The sequence below is a fragment of the Mesorhizobium sp. CA8 genome, assembly GCF_020164955.1.
In the GTDB taxonomy this organism is placed as follows: domain Bacteria; phylum Pseudomonadota; class Alphaproteobacteria; order Rhizobiales; family Rhizobiaceae; genus Mesorhizobium.
On sequence record NZ_JAIUHG010000023.1, the window covers coordinates 85,226 to 107,918 of the forward strand.

General features: G+C 64.9%; 22 protein-coding genes. 15 read left to right on the forward strand and 7 right to left on the reverse strand.

Annotation, left to right across the window (positions count from 1 at the left end; genetic code table 11):
• Positions 1–40: 40 nt before the first annotated feature.
• Positions 41–610, reverse strand: a complete 570-nt coding sequence (gene efp, locus LB553_RS22780; protein WP_224516547.1) for an elongation factor P — start codon at positions 608–610, stop codon at positions 41–43.
• A 129-nt stretch (positions 611–739) separates the two neighbouring features.
• Between efp and epmA the strand changes: the two genes are divergently transcribed.
• From epmA to lpxK, 7 genes are all read left to right on the forward strand, one after another.
• Positions 740–1,783: an EF-P lysine aminoacylase EpmA gene (epmA, locus tag LB553_RS22785; protein WP_224516548.1), complete on the forward strand. Its 1,044-nt coding sequence runs from the start codon at positions 740–742 to the stop codon at positions 1,781–1,783.
• A gap of 208 nt (positions 1,784–1,991) precedes the next feature.
• A complete protein-coding gene (locus LB553_RS22790) occupies positions 1,992–3,335 on the forward strand; it encodes a TldD/PmbA family protein (protein WP_224516549.1) in 1,344 nt (447 codons plus the stop codon).
• Positions 3,322–4,122, forward strand: a complete 801-nt coding sequence (locus LB553_RS22795) for a 3'(2'),5'-bisphosphate nucleotidase CysQ (protein ID WP_224516550.1) — start codon at positions 3,322–3,324, stop codon at positions 4,120–4,122. The genes LB553_RS22790 and LB553_RS22795 overlap by 14 nt, the downstream gene beginning before the upstream one ends.
• 86 nt (positions 4,123–4,208) lie before the next feature.
• Positions 4,209–4,454: a DUF4170 domain-containing protein gene (locus tag LB553_RS22800; protein ID WP_041002569.1), complete on the forward strand. Its 246-nt coding sequence runs from the start codon at positions 4,209–4,211 to the stop codon at positions 4,452–4,454.
• Positions 4,455–4,459: 5 nt separating this feature from the next.
• The gene (locus tag LB553_RS22805) at positions 4,460–5,239 is read left to right on the forward strand and encodes a lysophospholipid acyltransferase family protein (protein WP_224516551.1); all 780 of its coding nucleotides are present in this window, start codon (positions 4,460–4,462) and stop codon (positions 5,237–5,239) included.
• Positions 5,236–6,552, forward strand: coding sequence for a lipid IV(A) 3-deoxy-D-manno-octulosonic acid transferase (gene waaA, locus LB553_RS22810; protein WP_224516552.1), 1,317 nt, complete (start codon positions 5,236–5,238; stop codon positions 6,550–6,552). Before LB553_RS22805 ends, waaA begins: the two co-directional genes overlap by 4 nt.
• Before the next feature lie 74 nt (positions 6,553–6,626).
• Positions 6,627–7,655, forward strand: coding sequence for a tetraacyldisaccharide 4'-kinase (gene lpxK, locus LB553_RS22815; RefSeq protein ID WP_224516574.1), 1,029 nt, complete (start codon positions 6,627–6,629; stop codon positions 7,653–7,655).
• A gap of 33 nt (positions 7,656–7,688) precedes the next feature.
• Here the strand turns inward: lpxK and LB553_RS22820 are convergent, their stop codons facing one another.
• Positions 7,689–8,492 carry a glycosyltransferase family 92 protein gene (locus tag LB553_RS22820; RefSeq protein ID WP_224516553.1) on the reverse strand — a complete coding sequence of 268 codons (804 nt, stop codon included), beginning with the start codon at positions 8,490–8,492 and terminating at the stop codon, positions 7,689–7,691.
• A gap of 94 nt (positions 8,493–8,586) precedes the next feature.
• Positions 8,587–8,820, reverse strand: coding sequence for a DUF2093 domain-containing protein (locus LB553_RS22825; RefSeq protein ID WP_040986608.1), 234 nt, complete (start codon positions 8,818–8,820; stop codon positions 8,587–8,589).
• Between the two features lie 135 nt (positions 8,821–8,955).
• On the opposite strand from LB553_RS22825, the gene LB553_RS22830 reads away from it, so the two are divergent.
• Positions 8,956–9,531 carry a hypothetical protein gene (locus tag LB553_RS22830; protein ID WP_224516554.1) on the forward strand — a complete coding sequence of 192 codons (576 nt, stop codon included), beginning with the start codon at positions 8,956–8,958 and terminating at the stop codon, positions 9,529–9,531.
• Positions 9,532–9,537: 6 nt separating this feature from the next.
• Here LB553_RS22830 and LB553_RS22835 read toward each other — a convergent pair whose 3' ends face one another.
• Positions 9,538–10,464: a LysR family transcriptional regulator gene (locus LB553_RS22835; protein ID WP_224516555.1), complete on the reverse strand. Its 927-nt coding sequence runs from the start codon at positions 10,462–10,464 to the stop codon at positions 9,538–9,540.
• Positions 10,465–10,554: 90 nt separating this feature from the next.
• On the opposite strand from LB553_RS22835, the gene LB553_RS22840 reads away from it, so the two are divergent.
• Entirely contained in the window at positions 10,555–11,448 is an 894-nt protein-coding gene (locus LB553_RS22840) for a DMT family transporter (RefSeq protein WP_224516556.1), read from the forward strand.
• 121 nt (positions 11,449–11,569) lie between these two features.
• A complete protein-coding gene (locus LB553_RS22845) occupies positions 11,570–12,328 on the forward strand; it encodes a hypothetical protein (protein WP_224516557.1) in 759 nt (252 codons plus the stop codon).
• A 50-nt stretch (positions 12,329–12,378) separates the two neighbouring features.
• Here the strand turns inward: LB553_RS22845 and mutL are convergent, their stop codons facing one another.
• Together mutL and LB553_RS22855 are read right to left on the reverse strand one after the other, a co-directional pair.
• Positions 12,379–14,253, reverse strand: coding sequence for a DNA mismatch repair endonuclease MutL (gene mutL / locus LB553_RS22850; protein WP_224516558.1), 1,875 nt, complete (start codon positions 14,251–14,253; stop codon positions 12,379–12,381).
• 45 nt (positions 14,254–14,298) lie between these two features.
• Positions 14,299–15,201 (reverse strand): LysR substrate-binding domain-containing protein, encoded by a 903-nt coding sequence (locus LB553_RS22855; protein WP_224516559.1) that lies wholly within the window; start codon positions 15,199–15,201, stop codon positions 14,299–14,301.
• Between the two features lie 89 nt (positions 15,202–15,290).
• Here LB553_RS22855 and LB553_RS22860 point away from each other — a divergent pair, with 89 nt between their 5' ends.
• The 4 genes from LB553_RS22860 (at position 15,291) to LB553_RS22875 (ending at position 19,713) form a co-directional block, all read left to right on the forward strand.
• Positions 15,291–16,841, forward strand: coding sequence for a trimethylamine methyltransferase family protein (locus tag LB553_RS22860; RefSeq protein WP_224516560.1), 1,551 nt, complete (start codon positions 15,291–15,293; stop codon positions 16,839–16,841).
• Positions 16,842–16,899: 58 nt separating this feature from the next.
• On the forward strand, positions 16,900–18,549 hold the full coding sequence (locus tag LB553_RS22865; RefSeq protein ID WP_224516561.1) for an ABC transporter substrate-binding protein: 1,650 nt from the start codon (positions 16,900–16,902) through the stop codon (positions 18,547–18,549).
• A 92-nt stretch (positions 18,550–18,641) separates the two neighbouring features.
• The gene (locus tag LB553_RS22870; RefSeq protein ID WP_224516562.1) at positions 18,642–19,115 is read left to right on the forward strand and encodes a DUF3828 domain-containing protein; all 474 of its coding nucleotides are present in this window, start codon (positions 18,642–18,644) and stop codon (positions 19,113–19,115) included.
• A 4-nt stretch (positions 19,116–19,119) separates the two neighbouring features.
• Positions 19,120–19,713 carry a hypothetical protein gene (locus LB553_RS22875; protein WP_224516563.1) on the forward strand — a complete coding sequence of 198 codons (594 nt, stop codon included), beginning with the start codon at positions 19,120–19,122 and terminating at the stop codon, positions 19,711–19,713.
• Positions 19,714–19,934: 221 nt separating this feature from the next.
• On the opposite strand, the gene queF is transcribed toward LB553_RS22875, so the two are convergent.
• On the reverse strand, positions 19,935–20,396 hold the full coding sequence (gene queF / locus LB553_RS22880) for a preQ(1) synthase (protein ID WP_224516564.1): 462 nt from the start codon (positions 20,394–20,396) through the stop codon (positions 19,935–19,937).
• Between the two features lie 217 nt (positions 20,397–20,613).
• On the opposite strand from queF, the gene LB553_RS22885 reads away from it, so the two are divergent.
• Positions 20,614–22,659, forward strand: coding sequence for an FAD-dependent oxidoreductase (locus LB553_RS22885; protein WP_224516565.1), 2,046 nt, complete (start codon positions 20,614–20,616; stop codon positions 22,657–22,659).
• Positions 22,660–22,693: the final 34 nt, after the last annotated feature.

Genomic DNA, 22,693 nt, shown 5'->3' on the forward strand with positions numbered 1-22,693 from the left:
GATCAGGTAATTGGATGGCCGCGCAGACCCGGACTCTGGTCTAGTCCTTGGCGCGCTCTACATAGGAGCCGTCGGCAGTCATCACCACCACGCGCGTGCCGGCGGAGATGTGCGGCGGCACAGCGGTGCGCACGCCGTTGGAGAGCACGGCGGGCTTGTAGGAGGACGATGCGGTCTGGCCCTTGGTGACCGGCTCGGTCTCCACAACCTCGAAGGTGGCGCGCTGCGGCAGCGTCAGCGAGATCGGCACGCCGTTGAACTGCGCGAGCTGCACGGCCATGCCTTCCTGCAGATAGGGCGCCATGTCGCCGACCACGGCTTCGGAAGCCACGACCTGATCGTAGCTTTCCGGGTTCATGAAATGGAAACCTTCGCCGTCGGAATAGAGGAAGGTGTGCTCGCGTTCCTCGACATAGGCGCGCTCGACCATTTCGGTCGTGCGGTAGCGCTCCGAGATTTTCACCCCGTCGCCGATGCGGCGCATGTCGAGTTGGGTCACCGGCGTGCCCTTGCCAGGGTGGATGTTTTCGGCAAAGAGGATGACATAGAGCTTGCCGTCCTTATCGACGACGTTGCCTTTGCGTAAGGAACTGGCGATGACCTTGACCACGATATTCGATCCCGTTCGAGTTTTTCGGCCTGCGGGCGTCGATTTCCGCGAAGCGGCGACGGCGGCCATCGCGTGCGCCCTAGCGCATCTTGCGCCGAACCGCCAGCCTTCGGCGCGATTTTCCTGCCCATGACAGCCGCTTCGCCCTGGTGGACGCCTGATATCCATGCCGATCGCCGGCCCCGGCTGATGGCGCGCAACGCCATCGCCGCCGCGCTTCGCGGCTGGTTCGCGCAACGCGATTTCATCGAGGTGACGACCTCGGCGCTGCAGGTTTCGCCCGGCAACGAGGCGCATCTCGCCGCCTTCGCCACCGAGGCCATCGGGCCCGACGCGTCGCGCCGAGCCCTCTATCTCCACACCTCGCCGGAATTCGCCTGCAAGAAGCTGCTTGCCGCCGGCGAGGAGCGCATCTTCAGCCTTGGCCCGGTCTGGCGCAACCGCGAGCGCGGGCCGCTGCATCATCCTGAATTCACGATGCTCGAATGGTATCGCGTCGGCGAGAGCTATGAGCGCCTGATGGACGACTGCGCCGAATTCCTGGCGCTCGCCGCGGAAAAGGCCGGCGCCAAAAGTTTCCGTTTTCGCGGCCGCGAGGCCGATCCGTTCGCCGAGCCCGAGCGGCTGAGCGTGGCGGAGGCTTTCACGCGCCATGCCGGCATCGATCTGCTCGCGACCGTCTCAGTCGACGGCAGCACCGACCGAGACGCGCTTTACGAGGCGCTGGCCGGAGCCGGCCTGCGCACCGCGCCCGACGACAATTGGGCCGATCTGTTCAGCCGGGTGATGGTGGAAAAGATCGAGCCGGCGCTGGGGCAGGGCCGGACCACCATCCTCTACGGCTATCCGATCTCGGAGGCGGCGCTCGCCCGGCCGAGCGCTGACGATCCGCGCGTCGCCGAGCGCTTCGAGCTCTATTGCTGCGGCGTCGAGCTTGCCAACGCCTTTGGCGAGCTCACCGACGCGGCCGAGCAGCGCCGCCGCTTCGCCGCCGAGATGGACGAGAAAGAACGCGTCTATGGCGAGCGCTATCCGCTGGACGAGGATTTCCTCGCGGCTTTGGCCGTCATGCCGCAAGCCAGCGGCTCGGCACTGGGCTTCGACCGGCTGGTAATGCTGGCGACGGGGGCAACGAGGATCGATGACGTGATCTGGGCGCCGGTGGCCAACTGATGCTCTTCGCGACGCTGCGGGAAAGCATCCCGCGTGAACCACAGCGATTGCCTTGAGATTGCCGCATCCGCCATTGCACAAGCGTCGGTGGAACAATAGATGGTGCGAAAGCGTCCATGTTGGGGCGCAGCGTCTATCGGGGTCCGTCAGCATCCATTAGCCGGCAGGGTCCACCTGACGGATTGCTTGAACAAACAGGAACAAGCTTATGACCGATAAGCTCGACGCAGCGAAATTGACAGATCGCGTCGCGGCGCTCGTCGAGGCGGCCAAGCGCGCCGGCGCTGATGCCGCCGACGCGGTGGCGGTTCGCGGCCGCTCGACCGGCGTCTCGGTTCGGTTGGGCAAGGTCGAGGGCACCGAATCGTCGGAGAGCGAGGATGTCTCGCTGCGCGTCTTCGTCGGCCAGCGTGTGGCGAGCGTCTCGGCCACCGCCGCATCCGATCCGAAGGCGCTCGCCGAACGCGCCGTGGCGATGGCGAAGGTCTCGCCCGAGGATCCATTCCAAGGTCTTGCCGATCCCGCGCTGCTCGCCCGCAATTTGCGCGATCTCGATCTTTTCGACCCGACCGAGGTCTCGGCCGACCAGTTGAAGGAAGCAGCGCTTGCCGCGGAAGCGGCCGCATTGGCCGTCAAGGGTGTCACCAATTCCTCGGGCAGCAACGCCGGAGCCGGCTTGGGCGGCATGGTTCTCGCCACCTCGCATGGCTTTGTCGGCCAGTATGTCGCCTCGCGCTTCTCGCGCTCGACCAGCGTCATTGCCGGTGAGGGAACCGCGATGGAGCGCGACTACGAGTTTTCGTCGCGCCAGCATTTCGCCGACCTCGACGCGCCGGAAGAGATCGGCCGCAAGGCGGGCGAACGCGCGGTGCGCCGCCTCGGCGCCCGCAAGGCGGCGACCGGCCCGGTCGACGTGGTGTTCGATCCGCGCGTGGCGCGCGGCATAGCCGGCCATCTCGCCGGCGCCATCAACGGTGCCGCGGTCGCCCGCAAGACCAGCTTCCTGCGCGACATGATGGGCAAGCAGGTGGCCTCGGCCGAGATAACCGTCACCGACGAGCCTTTGCGGCGGCGCGGCCAGGCCTCGCGCCCCTTCGATGGCGAAGGCGTGGAGGGCGAGAAACTGCTGATGGTCGAGAAGGGCATCTTGAACCACTGGTTCCTCTCGACCTCGGCCGCGCGCGAGCTCGGCCTTGTCACCAATGGGCGCGGCTCGCGCAGCGGCTCGTCCGTTTCACCGTCCTCGACCAACCTTGCCATCGAGCCCGGCGAGCGTTCGCCGGAAGATTTGATCTCCTCGTTGAAGCGCGGCTTCTATGTCACCGAGGTCTTCGGCCAGGGCGTCGACATGGTGACCGGCGAATACAGCCGGGGCGCCTCCGGCTACTGGATCGAGAACGGCGCGCTGGCCTATCCGGTAGCCGAGGTGACGATCGCGTCGAACCTGAAAACCATGTTCCTCAACATGGTGCCGGCGAACGATCTCGACCGTAATTTCGGCACGGCGGCGCCGACGCTCCTGATCGAAGGGATGACCCTTGCCGGCGCTTGACCAATTGACATCGAGCGCCGCCCGCGACGATCTCGCTCTGTTGCGCGAGGCCGCCCGCGAGGCCGGCGCCATCGCCATGCGCTATTTCGGGAACAACCCGCAGGTGTGGATGAAGGGCGGCACCTCGCCGGTCAGCGAGGCCGACCATGCGGCGGACGCCTATCTGCGCGAGACCCTGCTCAAGGCGCGTCCGGATTACGGCTGGCTGTCGGAGGAGACCGCCGACGATCATGCCAGGCTTTCGGCTCGCCGCACCTTCGTCGTCGACCCGATCGACGGCACGCGCGGCTTTCTCGATGGCCTGCATTCCTGGTGCGTCAGCGTCGCCGTGGTGGAGGACGGACGCTCGCTCGCCGGCGTGCTCGAATGCCCGGCCAAACGCGAGACCTATTGGGCGCTGCCGGGCGAGGGCGCCTATCTCAACGACAAGCGGATCCACGTGCGTCCGCTGGGCGAAAGCGTCGATATCGGCGGACCCAAGCCGCTGGTCGATCTGATGCCCCAAGCCTGGCACGACAGGCTGCGGCGGACAGCCTACATTCCCTCGCTTGCCTATCGGCTGGCGATGATCGCCGCCGGCAAGCTCGACGCGACCTTCGTCAAGCCTAACGCGCATGACTGGGACATCGCCGCCGCCGATCTCATCCTCACCGAGGCCGGCGGCGCATTGCTGGACCGCAGCGGCAAGCCGCCGCGCTATGCCGGCGAGGTGATCAACCATGGTGCGCTTGCCGCGGGCAGCGGCGAACTGCTCGGCGTGCTCGCCAGGGTCATCGCAGGGGATTGACCAAGGGTGAGTCGGCCCCGCAGTTCCAAAATCGGCTGCTTTGGGCTAAACGTTTCACAAAACTCATGAATCTGCGAAGGATCGGCATGGCCGTGGAAGACGGAAAGAAGCAGCTTTTGCACCTGGTGTTCGGTGGCGAGCTGAAAAAGCTGGGTGGAACCGAGTTTCGCGACCTGGACGCGCTCGACATCGTCGGCATCTACCCCGACTATCAATCGGCCCACGCCGCTTGGAAGGCGAAGGCGCAAGCCAGTGTCGACAATGCCCACATGCGTTATTTCGTTGTTCATCTGCACCGTTTGCTCGATCCAGAATCGAAGGTCGGCGGTTGACGTCGATGGAGCATGAAGCGGTGAAAGGGGCGACTAGGCGGCGCGCCGCCAGGCGCGGCGGAACGCGCACGCTGTGGAGGCGCATCCGCGATCCGTTGGCGCAGTCGAGTTTCGCCAAGAACTTCATCGCCAGCCTGTTCGCCTGGTTCGTTCGTCTGATTCGCGTCACCAGCCCGCTGGTCGAGGGCTCGACTCAGGTTGCGGGCGGGGCTCATGCGCATCTCGAGCCCGGCATCATCGCGCTCTGGCACGGCCAGCATCTTCTCACCCCTGCCTATTATCCCAAGGGCCGGCCGCTGGTTGCCATGGTCTCGCGCAGCGCCGATGCGGAGCTCCAGGCGCTGATGATCGAGAAATTCGGCATCGAGGCGGTGCGCGGTTCCGGCGGCCGAGACAGCTCGAGGCACCTCGACAAAGGCGGCGCCAAGGCCCTGATCGCGCTCAAGAGGTCGCTCGTCGCCGGCAAGAACGTCGCCATGATCGCCGACATTCCGAACGGCACGCCGCGCGATGCCGGGCTCGGCATCGTCCTTCTGGCAAGGCTTTCCGGCCGGCCGATCCTGCCCTCGGCCATCGCCACAAGCCGCCGCAAGGTGTTGGAGAAGAGCTGGGACAAGACCACCATCAACCTGCCTTTCGGCCGCTCGGCGGTCGTCGTGGGCCCGCCTGTCTTCGTGCCGGCCGATGCCGACGACGCCGAGATGGAGCGCAAGCGACACGAGGTCACGGCCTCCCTCAATGCCGCGACGGCCGAGGCTTATCGCCTCGTGGATGGCGGCAAATGAGCGAGCGTTGGGCGCGCGCTGCCCTCACGGCCTACCGCTATGCGGGGGCGGTCGCCTATCCACTGATCGGTCCCTATGTCGCTTGGCGCGCCTCGCGCGGCAAGGAGGATCGCGCCCGCCGGCGCGAGCGCTACGGCGTTGCCGGCCGTCCGCGGCCTGAAGGGCCGGTGATCTGGATCCATGCGGCAAGCGTCGGCGAGACGATCGCGGTGGTGCCGCTGGTCGAGAGCATCCTCGACTATGGCGTCAACATCGTTCTGACCACCGGCACCGTGACCTCGGCCAAGGTCGCCGAAGAGCGCCTCGGCAGCCGCATCATCCACCAATATGTGCCGCTCGATCTCAAGCCCGCGGTAAGCCGTTTTCTTGATCACTGGCGGCCGGAACTGGCGATTATCGCCGAATCGGAAATCTGGCCGATGACCATCCTGGAACTTGGCGCCCGCAATGTGCCCCAGGTTCTGGTCAACGGCCGGCTGTCGGACCGCTCCTTCATGTCCTGGAAGAAGCGCGCCGGCGTTGCCGAGGCGCTGTTCGAAAACCTTGCCCATGTCATCGCCCAGTCGGATGTCGACGGCGAGCGGTTCCGCGCGCTGGGCGCCCGGCCGGTCACTGTTTCCGGCAACCTCAAGGTGGACACCAACCCGCCGCCGGTCGACGAGCGGGCCTTAGCCACCCTGCAGCGCCAGATCGGCGGCCGTCCGACTTGGGCTGCGATCTCGACCCATGATGGCGAGGAGGTCGTGGCCGCGGAGGTCCATGCTAGCCTGCACAGGCGTCATCACGGGCTCTTGACCATCGTCGTGCCGCGTCACCCCGATCGCGCCGATGCGCTGGCTGCGCAGATTTCCGGCATGGGCCTGTCCGTGGCAAGGCGCAGCAAGGGCGACCGCATCTCCCACGATACCGACATCCTTCTCGGCGACACGATCGGCGAAATGGGTCTTTACCTGAGGCTGACCGAGATCGCTTTCGTCGGCCGCTCGTTGACTTCGCAAGGCGGCCAGAACCCGCTCGAGCCGGCGATGCTCGAAACCGCTGTGCTGGCCGGCCGTAACGTGCAGAATTTCCGCGAGGCCTATCAGCGCCTGCTCGACAGCGGCGGCGCAAAGCTGGTGCGCGACCGCGACATGCTGACCGGCGCCGTCAATTTCCTTTTGACCAACGAAGCGGCGCGCCACGAAATGATGGCGGCGGGTGCCGCCACCGTCGACGAGATGCGCGGCGCGCTCGCACGCACGCTGAAATCGCTGGAGCCATACATCCAGCCGCTGGTCGTCAAGGCGCGCCTGAAAGGCGCAAACGGGCGCTAGATCATGATGCCAAAAATCGGGACCGGTTTTTGGAAAAGTCCATGCGCGAAGCCGCGACGCATGGGGCAGGCGCGATGACCAGCGAAGCGCCACCCTTCTGGTGGGAAAAGCCGGACTGGCGGGTGCTTGCGCTGTCGCCCGCATCGGCGATCTATGGGCTGGTCGCCGGCCGCCGCATGCGCCATGCTCCGCGCGAGAAGGTCGCAGCACCGGTGCTTTGCGTCGGCAACCTTACCGTCGGCGGCAGCGGCAAGACGCCGGTCGCCATCGCTTTGGCCAAGCAGGCCAAGCGCATGCAGCTCACGCCAGGCTTCCTGTCGCGCGGCCATGGCGGCTCGTTTGCGAAGCCGCATGTCGTCGACGCGCATCACGATGCCGCCAAGCATGTCGGCGACGAGCCGCTGCTTCTGGCCGAACATGCCCCGGTCGCGGTGACGGCGAACCGCGCTGCCGGCGCGAAGCTGCTCATCGAAAAACATGGCTGCGACTTTCTGATCATGGATGACGGCTTCCAGTCGGCGCGCGTCCATATCGACTACGCGCTGGTGGTGGTCGACGCCCGCTTCGGCATCGGCAACGGCCGCGTCATCCCGGGCGGGCCGCTGCGCGCCAAGGTCGTCGACCAATTGGTGTTCACCAGCGGCTTGCTGAAGATGGGCGAGGGGACAGCCGCCGACGGCGTCGTGCGCCAGGCGGCGCGTGCCGGGCGGCCGATCTTCCTGGCGCATGTCGAGCCGGCGAACCCGTCGCGCTTCGCGGGTGGCCGCTTCCTTGCCTTCGCCGGCATCGGCCATCCGGAGAAATTCTTCGACACCGTGCGCGGGGCGGGCGGCGAAGTGGCTCAGTCGCGCGCCTTTCCGGACCATCATTTCTACGCCCAGGACGAGCTAGCCGATCTCCTGACGCTTGCCCGGCAGCAGGGGCTGCGGCTTGTCACCACGGCCAAGGACGCAGCACGGCTGCGCCACGGCGACACGCCCGCCGGTTTCCTCGATCGACTGGATGTGCTCGATATCGAGGCCGTCTTCGAGCTCGGTCATGTGCCCGAACGCATCGTTGACGAGACGCTCGACGCCTGGCGCCAGCGCAAGATGCGGGGCTGAGCATGATGAGGGGAAGCGAAGGGGTGGCCGCGGCTACCCTGCGCGTTGCATAGCCTTCAGGATCGTCTCGTCGCGCTCGACATTGAGCTTGCTTTCGAAGTCGAAATGCCGATCCCTGTCGCGCAGCGCGGAAGTCGAGGCGTCGCCGCGCCGGATTTTCTGGTCGAGGTCGGCGAGCGATCGCGACCAATAGTGGTTGATCCTCAGGATGTCGAACTGCGGAGGCATGCCGGGGCTGATGGTCCGTCGACGGGTATCCATCCCTTCACCGGACAGGAATTTCGACTGATGGACGCCCACCCTGTAGACCATGCGCGGATTGAGGACTGTCTTGACCGTCGTGATGTCCGGCCCGGCTCGCATCATATAGGCCTCGACCACCGGCCGTTCCGGTCGCTGGACATGGCCGGACGAGCCATAGAAGGCTTGCCAGACGCAAACGCCTGGCAGATCGCGATACTCACTCAGAACCGAATGTACGTCACGTCCGTCGGGCGCGAAAAGAAACTCGTCGATGTCGAAGAATCCGATCCACAACGCTTCACGCCAGCGCCTGCGGATGCAGTCCCTATAAGCCGACAGCTGCCCCACCGGCCGCGGCCAGTCCACCAGCGTAACCAGCCCCTCCTGGATGAACGGCTCCAACACCGCTTTGAAGTCGTCGGTCGAGAAGTTGTTGTAGAGATAGAAATGCTCAAATCCCACATTCTGGTGGAACCTGATCCATTCTGCCAGGAACGGCGCTTCCTCGCGGAAGATGGCGCAGGCCGTCAGCTTGAATCGGGGCGCCCTCGACACCGCCCGATCGCGCCATCTTGCGCGTATGATAAGCGGCATGCGAACAAGGGTCTTGAGAGATTTCTTGAAGTTTTTCAATGCAGTACCCTAAGCGGTCGAGCTTGGCCGCCACGGCGCCATGGGCTCGCCAGGCCTATCCCCGCTTGCGCAATTCCGGATGCATCTCGATCTCGCGGGCAAGCGAGACCGCCGCGTTCACATAGGGCTCCTGCCGGGCGACGCTCCAATATTTGAGCTCGTCGAGGGGAATGTTCTCGCCCGTCACCGCGCAGCGCACGAAAGAGCCGGGACTGGTGACCTGGAAGTCGCCGTCGAGATAGCGGATCCGGGCTTCCCTGCCGCCCGGGCCTTCGAAACGGTTCATCATGAAAGGGCGCTTGCGTTCATCGGGTTTCAATCGCCACAAATCGCAAGCAACGTCAAGCTTGACGCAATGCTCATGCAGTATGGCTGAGCGGTAAAATGGTTTCCGGAAACCGGCACGGACATCACCACGACCCGCTTGAATACTCTAATCAATCAGGCGCTCACGCCGCAGGCGGTGCCGTTGCCCAAGGCCGATCCGGCGACGGCGGCTTTGATCAGGACGCAGGTCCAGCCGCCGGCGCCCTCGACCGGGCAGGCGGCGCAAATCGCGGCCCAGTCGCTGCAAAGCGCGCAGCGCCCTGCCGCGCAGGCATCGCAACGCCTGTCCTCCGAGGTCGAGGATGCCTACCGCGCCGTCATGGAGCCCGATGCCGCCACCGACGATGCGCCGGCAAGACCCTCGACGGGCAGGGCGGCGATGGATACCGATCAGGCTCAGCGCGGCTTCGCCTCGCCGCAAGCAGCGGTCGCCGACAATACGCCCAGGCCCGCGGTTGCGCCGGCATTATCCACATTTTCGCCAGCCGTCGCTTCCGCCGCGATGCTGGTCGCGGCCAACGCCAATGCGCCGCAGCCTCGCGGTGCCGCGGTCCGTCCGGCTGGTCACGCGCCGCGCTCCGATTCCGTCGCGGTGTCGCTCTGGACGATTTCGGTCGTCACGGCGATCGTCTCGGCCGTGACCGCGACGATCATGGTGCTGTTGCTTCGATAAGCCCGCTCAGCCGTCGTCCTGAAGGAAAGCCTCAAGCTTTTCCGGAGCAAGCCCAGCCTGTTCGGCGATGCGCCTGGCAAGGTCAGCCGCCGCCGCGCGCAGCCGGCCGACCGGGCGGTCCATCCAGTAAGACACCGGATTGAGCGCAGTCCGCTCATCGACGCCAACGATACGGCCGGATTGGAGCTGGTCTGCCGTCAGCGGCGGCCGCACCAGCGCGATGCCCAGCCCGTGCGCCGCTGCGTCCAGCACCAGATTATAGTCTTCGAAACGCCTGTCCTGCGGCCGGGGACGGTAGTCCATGTCCTGCGCTGCGAACCACGCGCGCCATGCGGACGCGTCGGAATCGTTGATCAGCGGGAACTTCAGCAGCCGTGCTGGATTGCCTCGTCCGATCTCCTTCGCCAGCTCCGGCGAGGCGATCGGGAAAATATGCTCCTCGAAAAGCTGTACCGACACCCGGCCCGGAATGCGGCCGCGCCCGCAGCGCACCGAAAGGTCGATACCTTCGTCGGCGAGATCGGCCTGGCGGTTGTCGACGTCGAGCACGATGCGCAGCTTGGTCGGATGGTTCTCCAGCACGGTCATGCGCGGCATCAGCCATAGCCCGCTCACCGACGGGATCGAAGCCAGCCGCACTACGGCGGTGCCGCGCGGCTCGACCCAGCGGTCGGAGTTGAACGAGATCAGCGCGAAGGCCTCGGCGGTCCTCAAATGCAGGCGGTTGCCCTCGATCGTCAGCGTCACGCCGCGCGCGTTGCGCTCGAACACTTTCAAGCCAAGCCAGTCCTCCAGCTTGGCGATCTGGCGGCTCACCGCGCCATGGGTGAGGTTGAGTTTTTCGGCCGCCGCGGAAAAGCTCCCCGTGCGCGCCGCCGCATCGAAGGCGCGCAGGGTTTCGAGCGGCAGTATCTGGTCAGAGCTGTGATCCATGCTCACAGTTGACCCTCGAATTGGTCGTTTGTCAATTGGCCGGGAATGGCGTTTTCTGCATCCATGACGCAGAAAGACGAGGCTACGGCAATGAGCGCTTACACCGGCACGTTGAATGAGACACAGCGCATGGACACGACCGCTGCGGTCGCGGTGACGCTGACGGTCATCGGCTGGGCCTCGGCTTTCCCGGCGATCCGCGCCGGTCTTGCCGCCTTCCAGCCGCTGGAGTTAGGTGCGCTACGCTTTGCCATCGCGGCGGTCCCGGCCGCCATTTTCCTCGCGGTGAAGCGCCCGGCGCTGCCCAGGATCGGCGAGCTGTGGCGCTTCGCCTTCGGTGGCGCCATCTTCGTCGCGCTCTACACCGCCATGCTCAATTTCGGCGAGCTTACCGTTTCGGCGGGTGCGGCTGGCTTCATCATCAATGTCAGCCCGATCTTCACCGCCATCATGGCCATGGCCCTGCTTGGCGAGCGCTTCTCGGTGCTTGCCTGGCTGGGCACGGTCATTTCCTTCGCCGGCATCGGCATCATCGCGGTTGCCGACGGGCACGGCCTGCATTTCAACGCCGGCGCGCTGCTGGTGCTGGGCTCAGCACTTTGTTCCGCCGTCAACACCATCGTGCAAAAGCCGCTCTTTGCCCGTCATCATCCGCTGACGATATCCGCTTCCAACATGGTGCTCGGCGCGCTCTGCCTGTCGCCCTTCCTGCCGGAGGCTTTTTCGCAGGCAGCGGTCGCCGACAGCGCCGGTCTCGGCGCCGTCATCTATCTCGGCATCGTGCCCTCGTTGATCGCCTATGCCGCCTGGGCGACCGCACTGTCCCGCCTGCCTGCCGCGCGCGCCTCGAACTTTCTCTATCTCGTCTCACCGACCTCCGCTCTGATCGGCTTCTTCTGGCTGGGCGAAGTGCCGTCGCTGCTCGGCATCCTCGGCGGCGCGCTGGCGCTGGGCGGCGTGATCGTTGTGAATTTGAAGCGCTAAATCAACGGGTTGCGATCGTTTCCAGACTCAAATTAACAAGTTGGACTCGGTAACCGGGCGCCCCCTGTGATGCGGACGTGAGGCAAGCTATCCTGATCCGCCTTTGATGGAGGGGATCGGGATGGGAAGAGGCTTCATTGCCACGGCTTTCTGCCTGCTGATGCTAAGCGGGAAAGCCTTCGCGGGCTGGTACCAGGTGGAAAACTACGAAGGCTCCATCGGACCGAACCCGGTTCACGTCTCCCTGCAGCGCTATGCCAGCTTCGGCAGCGGCATCAGTGTCAAGGGAAGCTATTTCTACGACGCCAAGCAAAGCCCAATCGCGATCTACGGCAAGGCGGAGGGTTCAAAGCTCACGCTGTGCGAGATCGCCGATGACCAGGAATTTCAACGCGTCCTCGTCATGGGGTCGAAAACACCCGTCGACACCACCGGATGTCCTTTCTCTATCCAGATCAGTGAAAGCGGCGCGGCGGGAAGCTGGAGCAAAGGCGTGGACAAATTTCCCGTTACGCTCAGGAAGGTCGCGAGTCTTGACGATACAGGCGACCTGAAGATCGACGGGACCGTCGAAATTCCCTTTTGGGCTGAGACGACCCGCGACAGATTTGCGGGGATTTACACGAAGTCCGACGCCGGCATCTGCATGACGAAAATGTTGGTGATCAACAAGAAGAAAAAGACGGCCGTTCAGGAGATCGGCTTCGACGATGAGGACTGCAACGCCGGTATTTCGACGACGCCCATTTATATGAACGTGCAAAAATGGGTGGAGGCAGGCAAGGACATCATTTCGGTGGAATTTGGAGGCGGCAAATTCGCAGGCGCGAACGACTATGTTCTCAATCCGAAGACAGGAAAATACCACCTCAAGAAATGATATTTAGCGTATGGCGCCGACCCTTGCTGTTGCAACGAGCCAGGGGACGCTCACCGCCGCCCGAACAGCCTTTCGATATCGGCGAGCTTGAGCTCGATATAGGTCGGGCGGCCGTGATTGCAGGTGCCGGAGCCGGGCGTCGCCTCCATCTGGCGCAGCAGCGCGTTCATCTCCTCGGCCTTGAGCAGCCGCCCTGACCGCACCGAACCGTGGCAGGCCATGGTCGCGGCGATCTTGTCCAGCCGCTCCTTCAACGTCTCGACCGTATCGTTGTCGGCAATCTCGTCGGCAAGGTCGCGCACCAGCTGCGGCACATTGGTCTCGCCCAGCATAGACGGCGTCTCGCGCACCGCCACCGCGCCCGGGCCGAAACGTTCGAGGCCGAGGCCGAATTTGGCGAGCGTCTCGGAATGCATCGCCAGCCGCTCTGCATCCTCTTCCGGCAGGTCGACGATCTCGGGCAAAAGCAGCATCTGCGACGGCACCGCGCGCGAATGCAGCGCATTCTTCAGCGCCTCGTAGACCAGCCGCTCATGCGCGGCATGCTGGTCGACGATGACGAGCGAATCCCGCGTCTGGGCGACGATATAGTTCTCATGCACCTGCGCGCGCGCCGCGCCCAGCACCATGCCGAGCAGCGCCTCAGTCGGCTCGGCCATGCCGGCGCGGACATCAGCGCTGGCCATTGGCCCGGTGTCGAAGGCCGCCTGGTCGTTCTCCGCAAAGCCGTTGCGTTGATGCTTCGCTTCGCCATAGCCCATGTCGAGCGGCCGCTGCGCCGAGCGCAACGGGTCGAAGCCTCCGGACACGGAAACGTGATAAGCGGCCTCGTAGCTGCGATGGCCGTTGGCCGGGCCGGCATGCGAGTGGGGCGCCGCGCCCGGCCGGAATGCCGCCATCATGCCGGCGGCGCCCGTCGTCGCCGCACGGATGCCGGCGCCGGCCAGCGCCTCGCGGATGGCGCCGACGATCAGCCCGCGCACCAGGCCTGGGTCCCGGAATCGCACATCGGCCTTGGCGGGATGGACGTTGACGTCGACCGTCGAGGGATCGAGCGACAGGAAGAGCACCGCCACCGCATGCCGGTCTCGCGGCAGCACGTCGGCGAAGGCGCCGCGGATCGCGCCGGCGATCAGCTTGTCGCGCACCGGCCGTCCATTGACATAGGCGTATTGCTGCAGCGCGTTGGCGCGCGTGTAGGACGGAATCGAGACGTGACCGGCAAGATGCACGCCGTCGCGCAGGGCATTGATGGCGATGGCGTTGTCCGGGAAATCCTTGCCCATCACCTGCGCGACGCGGGCAAGCCGGCCCTCCGGCGTGTCGTCCGTCGCCGGCAGTTCCAAAGTCGAGCGGTCCGAGCCGGCCAGCGTGAAGCGGACAGCGGGAAAGGCGATGGCGATGCGCTTCACCACGTCGCTGGTGGCCGAGCTTTCGGCGCGCTCGCCCTTCATGAATTTCAGCCTGGCCGGCGTGGCGAAGAAGAGGTCGCGGACCTCGACCGTGGTGCCGCGGTTTGCCGCCGCCGGCTTGACCGCCGAGACGCGCCCGCCGTCGATGCCGATCTCGGCCGCGCTGTCGCCGCCTGCCGTGCGCGAGCGGATCGACAGCCGCGCGACGGAACCGATCGAGGGAAGCGCCTCGCCGCGGAAACCCAGCGAGCGGATGTCGTGGATGCTGTCGGAAAGCTTGGAGGTGCAGTGCCGCGCGACCGCCAGCGCGAGTTCCTGCTCGGGAATGCCCGAGCCGTCATCGGTGACGCGGATGAGATTGAGCCCGCCGCCCGCCGTAACGACCTCGATGCGCGATGCGCCGGCATCAAGCGCGTTCTCGACCAACTCCTTCACCACGCTCGCCGGACGCTCGATGACCTCGCCCGCAGCGATCTGGTTGATCATCGTTTCGGAAAGCTGGCGGATGGGCATCAGGCGATTATAGGCGGATTCGAGCCTTGTGGGGGAGGGGTCAGTTCATGCCTGCGCCACAAGCCAGTCCCTCACCCTGCGGGCATTCTCGCTGAGGTCGCGGTTTTTCGGCCAGATGACGTGGAAGCCGATGCCGGTCCGCATGACATGATCGGTCACCGGCACCAGCAGTCCTGATGCCACCAGACGCTCGACCAGGTGCCGCCATCCAAGCGAGATGCCTTGTCCCTCCATCACCGCCTGGATGACCAGGGCGTAATCGTTGATGCGCAGGCCGCGTTCGGCATTGCGCAGGCTGGTTCCGGCCGAAGCGAACCATTCGTCCCAGTTCGGCGCCTCGCGATAGGGCTCCTCGAGATGGATCAGCCGGTGCGTGGCTAGTTCCTCGACCGTCTTCGGCTTGCCGAATTTGGCGAGATAGCTCGGGCCGGCGACCGGGAAGATCTCTTCATCGGAGAGTGACAGCGAGTGATAGTCCGGCCAGTCGCGCGGCACGCCGCCGCGCACGCCGAGCGGAATCCCCTCGGCGATGATGTCGAGGTCGCGGTCGGCGGTCTGGATGCGCAGGTCGACGCCCGGCAGTTCGTCGCGGAACTGCTGCAGGCGCGGCATCATCCAGAACGAGCCGAAAGCCGTCGAGGCGGCTAACGTCACGTGCCCGCCGGTCGCCTGCAGGCGCAGGTCCTCCGCCGATTTGCGGATGTGCGACAGGCCGAGCGAGACGTCGGCATGGAAGCGCTCGCCGGCTTCCGTCAGAAGCACCTGGCGATGGCGCCGCTGGAAGAGCTTGGCGCCGAGCTGCTCCTCCAGGCCGCGCACGGCATAGGAAACGGCGGCCTGCGTCATGCCGAGCTCGCGCCCGGCGGCGGTGAAGCTCGACAGCCGGCCGGCGGCTTCGAAGACGATGAGGCTGCCGGCCGAGGGCAGGAGGTGGCGCAGGCTTCGCATAAGGTGAACTTATACAGAAGATCAGGATTTTCCAGCGTCACAGCCATATTTTGCCTCGCTAACGTGAGTGGCGGGAAGAAGGAGCCTCCATGAACGCACCGGCCGTTGAATTGACCGAACAGACCCACCGCCGCGGCGGTGGCCGTCTTGGCCGCAAGGCGCTGAGAAGCGCGCCGATCGCGTCTTTCCCTACCCTTGTGCGCAAGATCCCCGCTTACGAGATCGTGCCGGACGAGGCGGTGGAGTTGATCCACGAGGAATCGCTCAAGATCCTCGAGGAGGTGGGCTGCGAATTCCGTGACGACGGGGCGATCGAGCTCTGGAAAGCGGCCGGCGCCGACGTCAGGCAAACGCGTGTCCGCATCGACCGCGCGCTGTTGATGGAGCTGGTCTCGAAAGTTCCTGCGGAGTTCACGCTCAACGCGCGCAATCCGGAGCGCACCGTGCGCGTCGGCGGCAAGAACTCGATCTTCGTGCCGATGTATGGCGCGCCCTATGTCCGCGACCTCGACAACAAGCGGCGCTACGGTACGCTCGCCGACCTCAACAATTTCCACAAGATGGCCTACATGGCGCCGGCGCTGCATTCGTCGAGCTCGGTCATCTGCGAGCCGATGGAGATCGCGGTGCCGAAGCGGCACCTGCATATCATCCACTCGGCGCTGAAACATTCCGACAAGCCGTTCATGGGCATCGTGACATCCAAGGAGCGTGCCGAGGATACGATGGCGATGGCCGGCATCGTCTTCGGCGAGGAGTTCGTGCGCGACAACCCTGTGCTGGTGGCGATCACCAACTGCAATTCGCCGCTGGTGTGGGACGCCACCATGATCGACGCCATGCGCGTCTATGCGAGCCATAACCAGCCGCTGATCCTGGCGCCTTTCGCGCTGTGCGGCGCCTCGACCTCGGCCTCCGCCGTCGGCGCGGTGGCGCAGGTCAACGCCGAGGCGCTCGCCGGCGTGGCTTTGACCCAGCTCATCCGGCCAGGCTCGCCGCAGCTCTACGGCCAGTTCATGGTGACCGTCGACATGAAGACCGGCGCGCCGATGGGCGGCACGCCCGAAGCGGCACAGATGATGTATCTGATGGGCGCGCTGGCCAGGAAATACAAGCTGCCGTGGCGCACCTCCGGCTTCCATGTCGGCTCCAAGCTCAACGACGCCCAGGCCGGCTATGAGGCGAACATGCTGATGCATGCCGCGATCCTTTCCGGCGCCAATTACATCTGGCATTCGGCCGGCTGGCTGGAGGCGGGCCTCACCTGCGGCTATTCGAAATTCGCCACCGACAGCGAGCAACTGGTCGGCTGGTACAAATATGCCGGCGGCGTTCCCTTCGACGATTTCAAGGAAGCGATGGCGGCGATCCGCGAGGTCGGCCCGCAAGGGCATTTCCTCGGCACGCAGCATACGCTCGAGCATTTCGAGAGCGCCTTCTTCATGCCCAACATCATGGACTTCAATTCCTTCGAGCAGTGGAGCGCCGAAGGCGCCAAGGACCACGATACGCGCGGCCTCGAAAAGGCGCGCGCTATGCTCGCCGACTACCAGGAGCCGAAGCTCGACGAGGGCATTGCCGAAGGTCTCAGGGATTTGATCGCCCGGCGTGAGGAAAAGCTGCCGGACAGCGTTAGTTGATCGACGATAGTTCAAGCAAAAGGGCAAAAGACCCGCTCAAACCAATGGGAGAACGAGAATGACACTGTTCAGAAGCAATGGTGACCGGGTCCCGGCCGCTATCGAAGCGATGGCCGAGGAGGCGCGCGCGGGGCGTGTCGACCGGCGCGAATTCCTGGCCCTGGCAAGCGCCTTCGGCGCATCGACGGCTTTCGCCTATGGCATGCTCGGCCTTGCCGCGCCGACCAAGGCGCTCGCCGAGGAGCCCAAGAAGGGCGGAACGCTGCATGTCGCGATGTCGGTCAAGGCGCAGAAGGACCCGCGCACCTACGACTGGACGGAGATGGCGAACGTCACCCGCACGTGGCTGGAGCCGCTCGTGCGCTACACGCACCAGTTCACTTTCGAGCCGGTGCTGCTCGAAAGCTGGGACGTCAATGACGACGCCACCGAATACACGCTGCATCTGCGCAAGGGCGTCACCTGGAACAATGGCGATGCCTTCAACGCCGATGATGTGGTCGCCAATCTGAACCGCTGGTGCGAGAAGGGGGCTTCCGGCAACTCCATGGCGGCCCGTGTCGGCGCGCTGATCGACGCCAAGACCGGCAAGGCCAAGGAGGGCGCGATTACCAAGGTCGACGACCACACGGTCAAGCTGAAGCTCAACCAAGCCGATATCGCCATCATCCCCGGCTTCACCGACTATCCGGCCCTGGTCGTGCACCGCGACTTCGACAAGGATGGCGCCGATCCGATCAAGAAGCCGATCGGCACCGGAGCTTTCGAGCTGGTGTCCTATTCGGTTGGTCAGAAGGCGGTCGTCAAGCGACGCGAGAACGGCAAGTGGTGGGGCGGCGAAGCGCCGCTCGACGGGGTGGAGTTCATCGACTACGGCACCGACTTCAACGCCACGCTGAATGCCTTCGATTCCGGCGAGATCGACCTCGACTTCGAAACGCCGGCCGACTTCATCGACCCGCTGGACAAGATGGACTTAGTGAAATCCGAGGTGGCGACCGCGACCACGCTCGTTGCACGCACCAACATCACGCATAAGCCCTATGACGACAAGCGGGTGCGCAACGCGCTGCAGATGGCGGTCGACAACAACCAGGTGATGCAGCTCGGCTATAATGGCCGCGGCACGGTCGGCGAGAATCATCATGTCGCCCCGATCCATCCCGAATACTACCCGCTGCCCAAGAAGGAGCGCGATGCCGCCGGCGCCAAGAAGCTGATGGCGGAGGCAGGCCAAGCCGACTTCGAGCATGAGCTGATCACGGTCGAGGACGAATGGCAGAAGAACACCGGCGATGCGATTGCCGGCCAGTTGCGCGACGCCGGTATCAAGGTGAAGCGCACGGTGCTGCCGGGCTCGACCTTCTGGAATGACTGGACGAAATATCCCTATTCCATGACCATCTGGTACATGCGCCCGCTCGGTGTGCAGGTGCTGGCGCTCGGCTACCGCACCGGCGAGGCCTGGAACGAGACGGCCTATTCCAACCCGGAGTTCGACGCCAAGCTCAAGGAGGCGCTGTCGCAGATCGATGTCGCCAAGCGTAAGGAGGTGATGAAGGATGTCGAGGCGATCCTGCAGGATTCCGGCGTCATCATCCAGCCCTTCTGGCAGAAGCTCTACTGCCACATGAACAAGAAGGTGAAGAACTATTCGATGCACCAGACCTACGAAATGGACTTCCAGAACGTCTGGCTGAATGCCTGAGCGCGCCTGGACTTCATGAGCCGCAAAAAAGCCGGTATGCAGGATGCGTGGCAGCGAGCTTGCCGCCACGCACCGAACCTCGGAGATCCTGCATGAAGCCGATAGTGCTTGCCGCTGTCCTTTCGATAGCCTTGCCCGGCGCCGCGCTTGCCGGGCCGGCTTCCAACACCGTGAAGTTCTTCTACGTGCCGGAGGTGAAGTTCGAGGCGGACGCCAAATACCGCGACCGCTTCACCGAGCCGGTCACCAGTCTGTTCGAAGCCAACGACAAGGCGCAGAAGGAGAAGCCCGACGAGGTGTCCTGCATCGACTTCGATCCCGGGCTCGACGCCCAGGATTTCGATCAAAAGACCCTGTCGAAGACGCTGAAGCTCACCGAGGCCGTCAATGGCGATACCGCCGAGGTGACGGCAAGCTTCAATCTTTTCCCGGAAGGCGATGACTCCAAACGCGAAATGGTGTGGTCGCTGAAGAAAGTGGACGGCAAGTGGAAGATCACCGACATCAGCTCCAAGACCAGCGACTGGAAGCTCAGTGCGCTGGAATGCGGCGCCTCGACGGAGTGATGCCGTGCTTCGCCTTCTCGTCCTCGCGCTGTCGAGCTTGTCGATGCTGGCCGCGGGGCTGAGCGGCGGAGCCTCAGCGCAGGGGCTCTTCGGCTCGCCGCCGCCAAAAGCCTCACCCGACGACAAAGCGCCGGCGGATGGTGCGGCGCCGCCTGCCACAACCCCGGCGCCGCAAACCACGCCGGCCGAACCGGCGCCTGCCGCGCCCGTCCTACCCGGATCGCCGACGGCGGTGGTCAGGCCGTTTTACGAGCATGTTGGTCTCGAGCTCGATCCCGCCCAGCGGAAGAACTTCATCGATCCGGCAAAAACTGTGCTCGACAAGAGCGACGCGTTGCGCGCTTCGGGGCAGGGGGAATGCCTCGACCCCAACATGGCGCTCGACAATGCAGATTACGACAAGCTCGCCATCGACAAGAGTCTGCGCACCATCGAGGCGGTCAATGGCGACGAGGCCAAGGTAGTCGTCGCCTTCGTCGTCGAGGGCCACCAGCACCGCCTCGAATGGAAGCTGAGGAAGGTCGGTGGCGCTTGGAAGGTCTCCGATCTTCTGTCGGTCACCGGCGAGTGGGCGCTCAGCCAGTACCAGTGCGAGTGATGGTGGTGATTGAAGATCAGGGCTGGCGATCCTTCGCGCCCCCCTCTGGCTTGCCGGCCATCTCCCCCGCTTTGGGGGAGATCAGATGCCGCGCCGGCTTTCGCCAATCTCCGACGTCGCAGGATAAGCGGGGCGCCGAAGCTGCCAATCTCCCCCCTTGCGGGGGAGATGTCCGGCAGGACAGAGCGGGGCGCTGTCCCGCCGGCCTTTCGCAACAAATCTCAACCCCTACCGCGATAAGGCGCAACGCCGGTATCCGGCAGCCATACATCCTTGGGCGGCGCGCCGGTCTGCCAGAAGACGTCGATCGGGATGCCGCCGCGCGGGAACCAGTAGCCGCCGACGCGCAGCCAGAGCGGTTTCGTGGACTCCACGATGCGGCGGCCGATCATCACCGTGCACTCCTCATGGAAGGCGCCGTGGTTGCGGAACGAGGTCATGAACAGCTTCAGCGACTTCGATTCCACCAGCGTCTTGTCGGGCGCGTAGTCGATGACGATGTGGGCGAAATCCGGCTGGCCGGTGACCGGACACAGCGAGGTGAATTCGGGGCAGGTGAAGCGCACGATCGCCGGCGGGCCCTCGCCGCGATTGAAAGGCACGGTTTCCAAGACCGCCTGTTCGGGGCTCTGTGGCGTCTCGACGTGCTTGCCGAGCTGGGTGAGGTTTTTGGCGTCGGTCATGGGCGGGCTCCTTGCTCCCGGCCGTTGGAAGCGCAGTTCAATGCGGCGGGCGCGAAACGAAGGTTGAAAGAAGCGTTGCAGTCCTCACGGGCGCAGCGCGTTTGACCGCTCATTAGCATCGGACCGAAAAGTGCGCAGCGGTTTTCGGATGAATCCGATGCGTGAAATGGAAGCGAGAGCGCTCCGCTCCCGCACAATTTGAAACGGCAGGAAGACAATGACCAGCAACGACCCGCTTCTCCAACCCTATCAGCTCAAGCACCTGACGCTGAAGAACCGGGTGATGTCGACCAGCCATGAGCCGGCCTATTCCGAGGACGGCATGCCGAAGGAGCGCTACCGGCTCTACCATGCCGAGAAGGCCAAGGGGGGCATGGCGCTGACCATGACGGCGGGCTCGGCAATCGTATCGCGCGACAGCCCGGCCGCCTTCGGCAATCTGCATGTCTATGACGACCGCATCGTGCCTTGGCTCGCCGAACTGGCGGACGCCTGTCATGAGCATGACTGCAAGGTTATGATCCAGATCACCCATCTCGGCCGCCGCACGGGCTGGAACAAGGCCGACTGGCTACCGGTGCTTTCGGCCTCGCCGGTGCGCGAGCCGGCGCATCGCGCCTTCCCGAAGGCGATCGAGGAATGGGACATCGAGCGCATCGTCGCCGACTATGCGTCGGCCGCGCAGCGCTGCCAGGCAGCCGGCCTCGACGGCATCGAGTTCGAATCCTACGGCCATCTGATGGATGGCTTCTGGTCGCCTTTGACCAACCACCGCGACGACGAGTATGGCGGCTCGCTCGACAACCGGCTGCGCTTCACCGACATGGTGCTGGATGCGGTGCGCGCCGCCGTCGGCGAGAAATTCATCGTCGGCATCCGCATGGTCGCCGACGAGGATGTCGAAAACGGCATCTCGAAGGAAGTGGGCGTCGAGATCGCTAGGCGGCTCGCCAATTCCGGCAAGGTCGATTTCCTGAACATCATCCGCGGCACGATTGAGACCGATGCGTCGCTGACCAAGGTCATCCCGGTGACCGGCATGCGCTCCTCGCCGCATCTCGATTTCGCCGGCGAGGTGAGGGCGGCGACGAAATTCCCGACCTTCCATGCGGCGCGCATTTCCGATGTCGCCACTGCCCGCCACGCCATCGCCACCGGCAAGCTCGACATGGTCGGCATGACCCGCGCCCATATCGCCGATCCGCATATCATCCGCAAAGTGATGGAGGGCCGCGAGCACGAGATCCGCCCCTGCGTCGGCGCCACCTATTGCCTTGACCGCATCTATGAAGGCGGTGAGGCGCTGTGCGTCCACAACGCCGCGACCGGCCGCGAGGCGACCATTCCGCACGTCATCGCCAAGAGCGAGGGACCGAAGAAGAAAGTCGTGGTGGTGGGCGCGGGCGCCGGCGGCCTGGAGGCCGCCCGCGTCGCGGCCGAGCGTGGCCATCAGGTGACGGTGCTCGAAGCCTCCAGCCAGGCCGGAGGACAGGTGCGCTTGGCGACCCAGAATCCGCGCCGCAAGGAACTGATCGGCATCATCGACTGGCGGTTGGCCGAGCTCGACCGGCTCGGCGTCGAGATCCGTTACGACACCTGGGCCGAGAAGGACGACGTGCTGGCGCTGGCGCCGGATGTGGTGATCGTGGCCACCGGCGGCATGCCGCAGAACCCGCCGCTGACCGCCGGCGACAATCTCGTCACCTCGAGCTGGGATATCATGGCCGGCAGCGTCAAGCCGGCCGAGAACGTGATGCTCTACGACGACAATGGCGGCCATCAGGGCATGGGCGCCGCCGAACTCATCGCCAACAGCGGCTCCAGGCTGGAGTTGGTCTCGCCGGAGCGTTTCTTCGCGCCGGAAATGGGCGGCATGAACCACGTGCCCTATATGCGCGCCTTCCACGAAAAGGGCGTCACCGTCACCATCAACACAAGGCTGCGTTCGGTGCGGCGCGAGGGCAACGAACTCGTCGCCGAGCTGGCATCGGATTTCGCCGAAGGCTGGCGCGGCGAGCGGCGCGTCGACCAGGTGGTGGTCGAGCACGGCACCGCGCCGCTCGACGATCTCTACCTTGCGCTTAAGCCTTTGTCGAAGAATGGCGGCGCGGTCGACTATGAGCGGCTGGTGAGTGGCGGCGACATCTTCCCCGCACGCCATCCCGAAGGTGGCTTCGTGCTGTTTCGCATCGGCGACGCGGTCGCGTCGCGCAACATCCACGCCGCCATCTATGACGGCATCCGGTTCGGGATCAGGATCTGAGGGTCGGTGACGCGCAACGGGCCTTTGCAAGGAG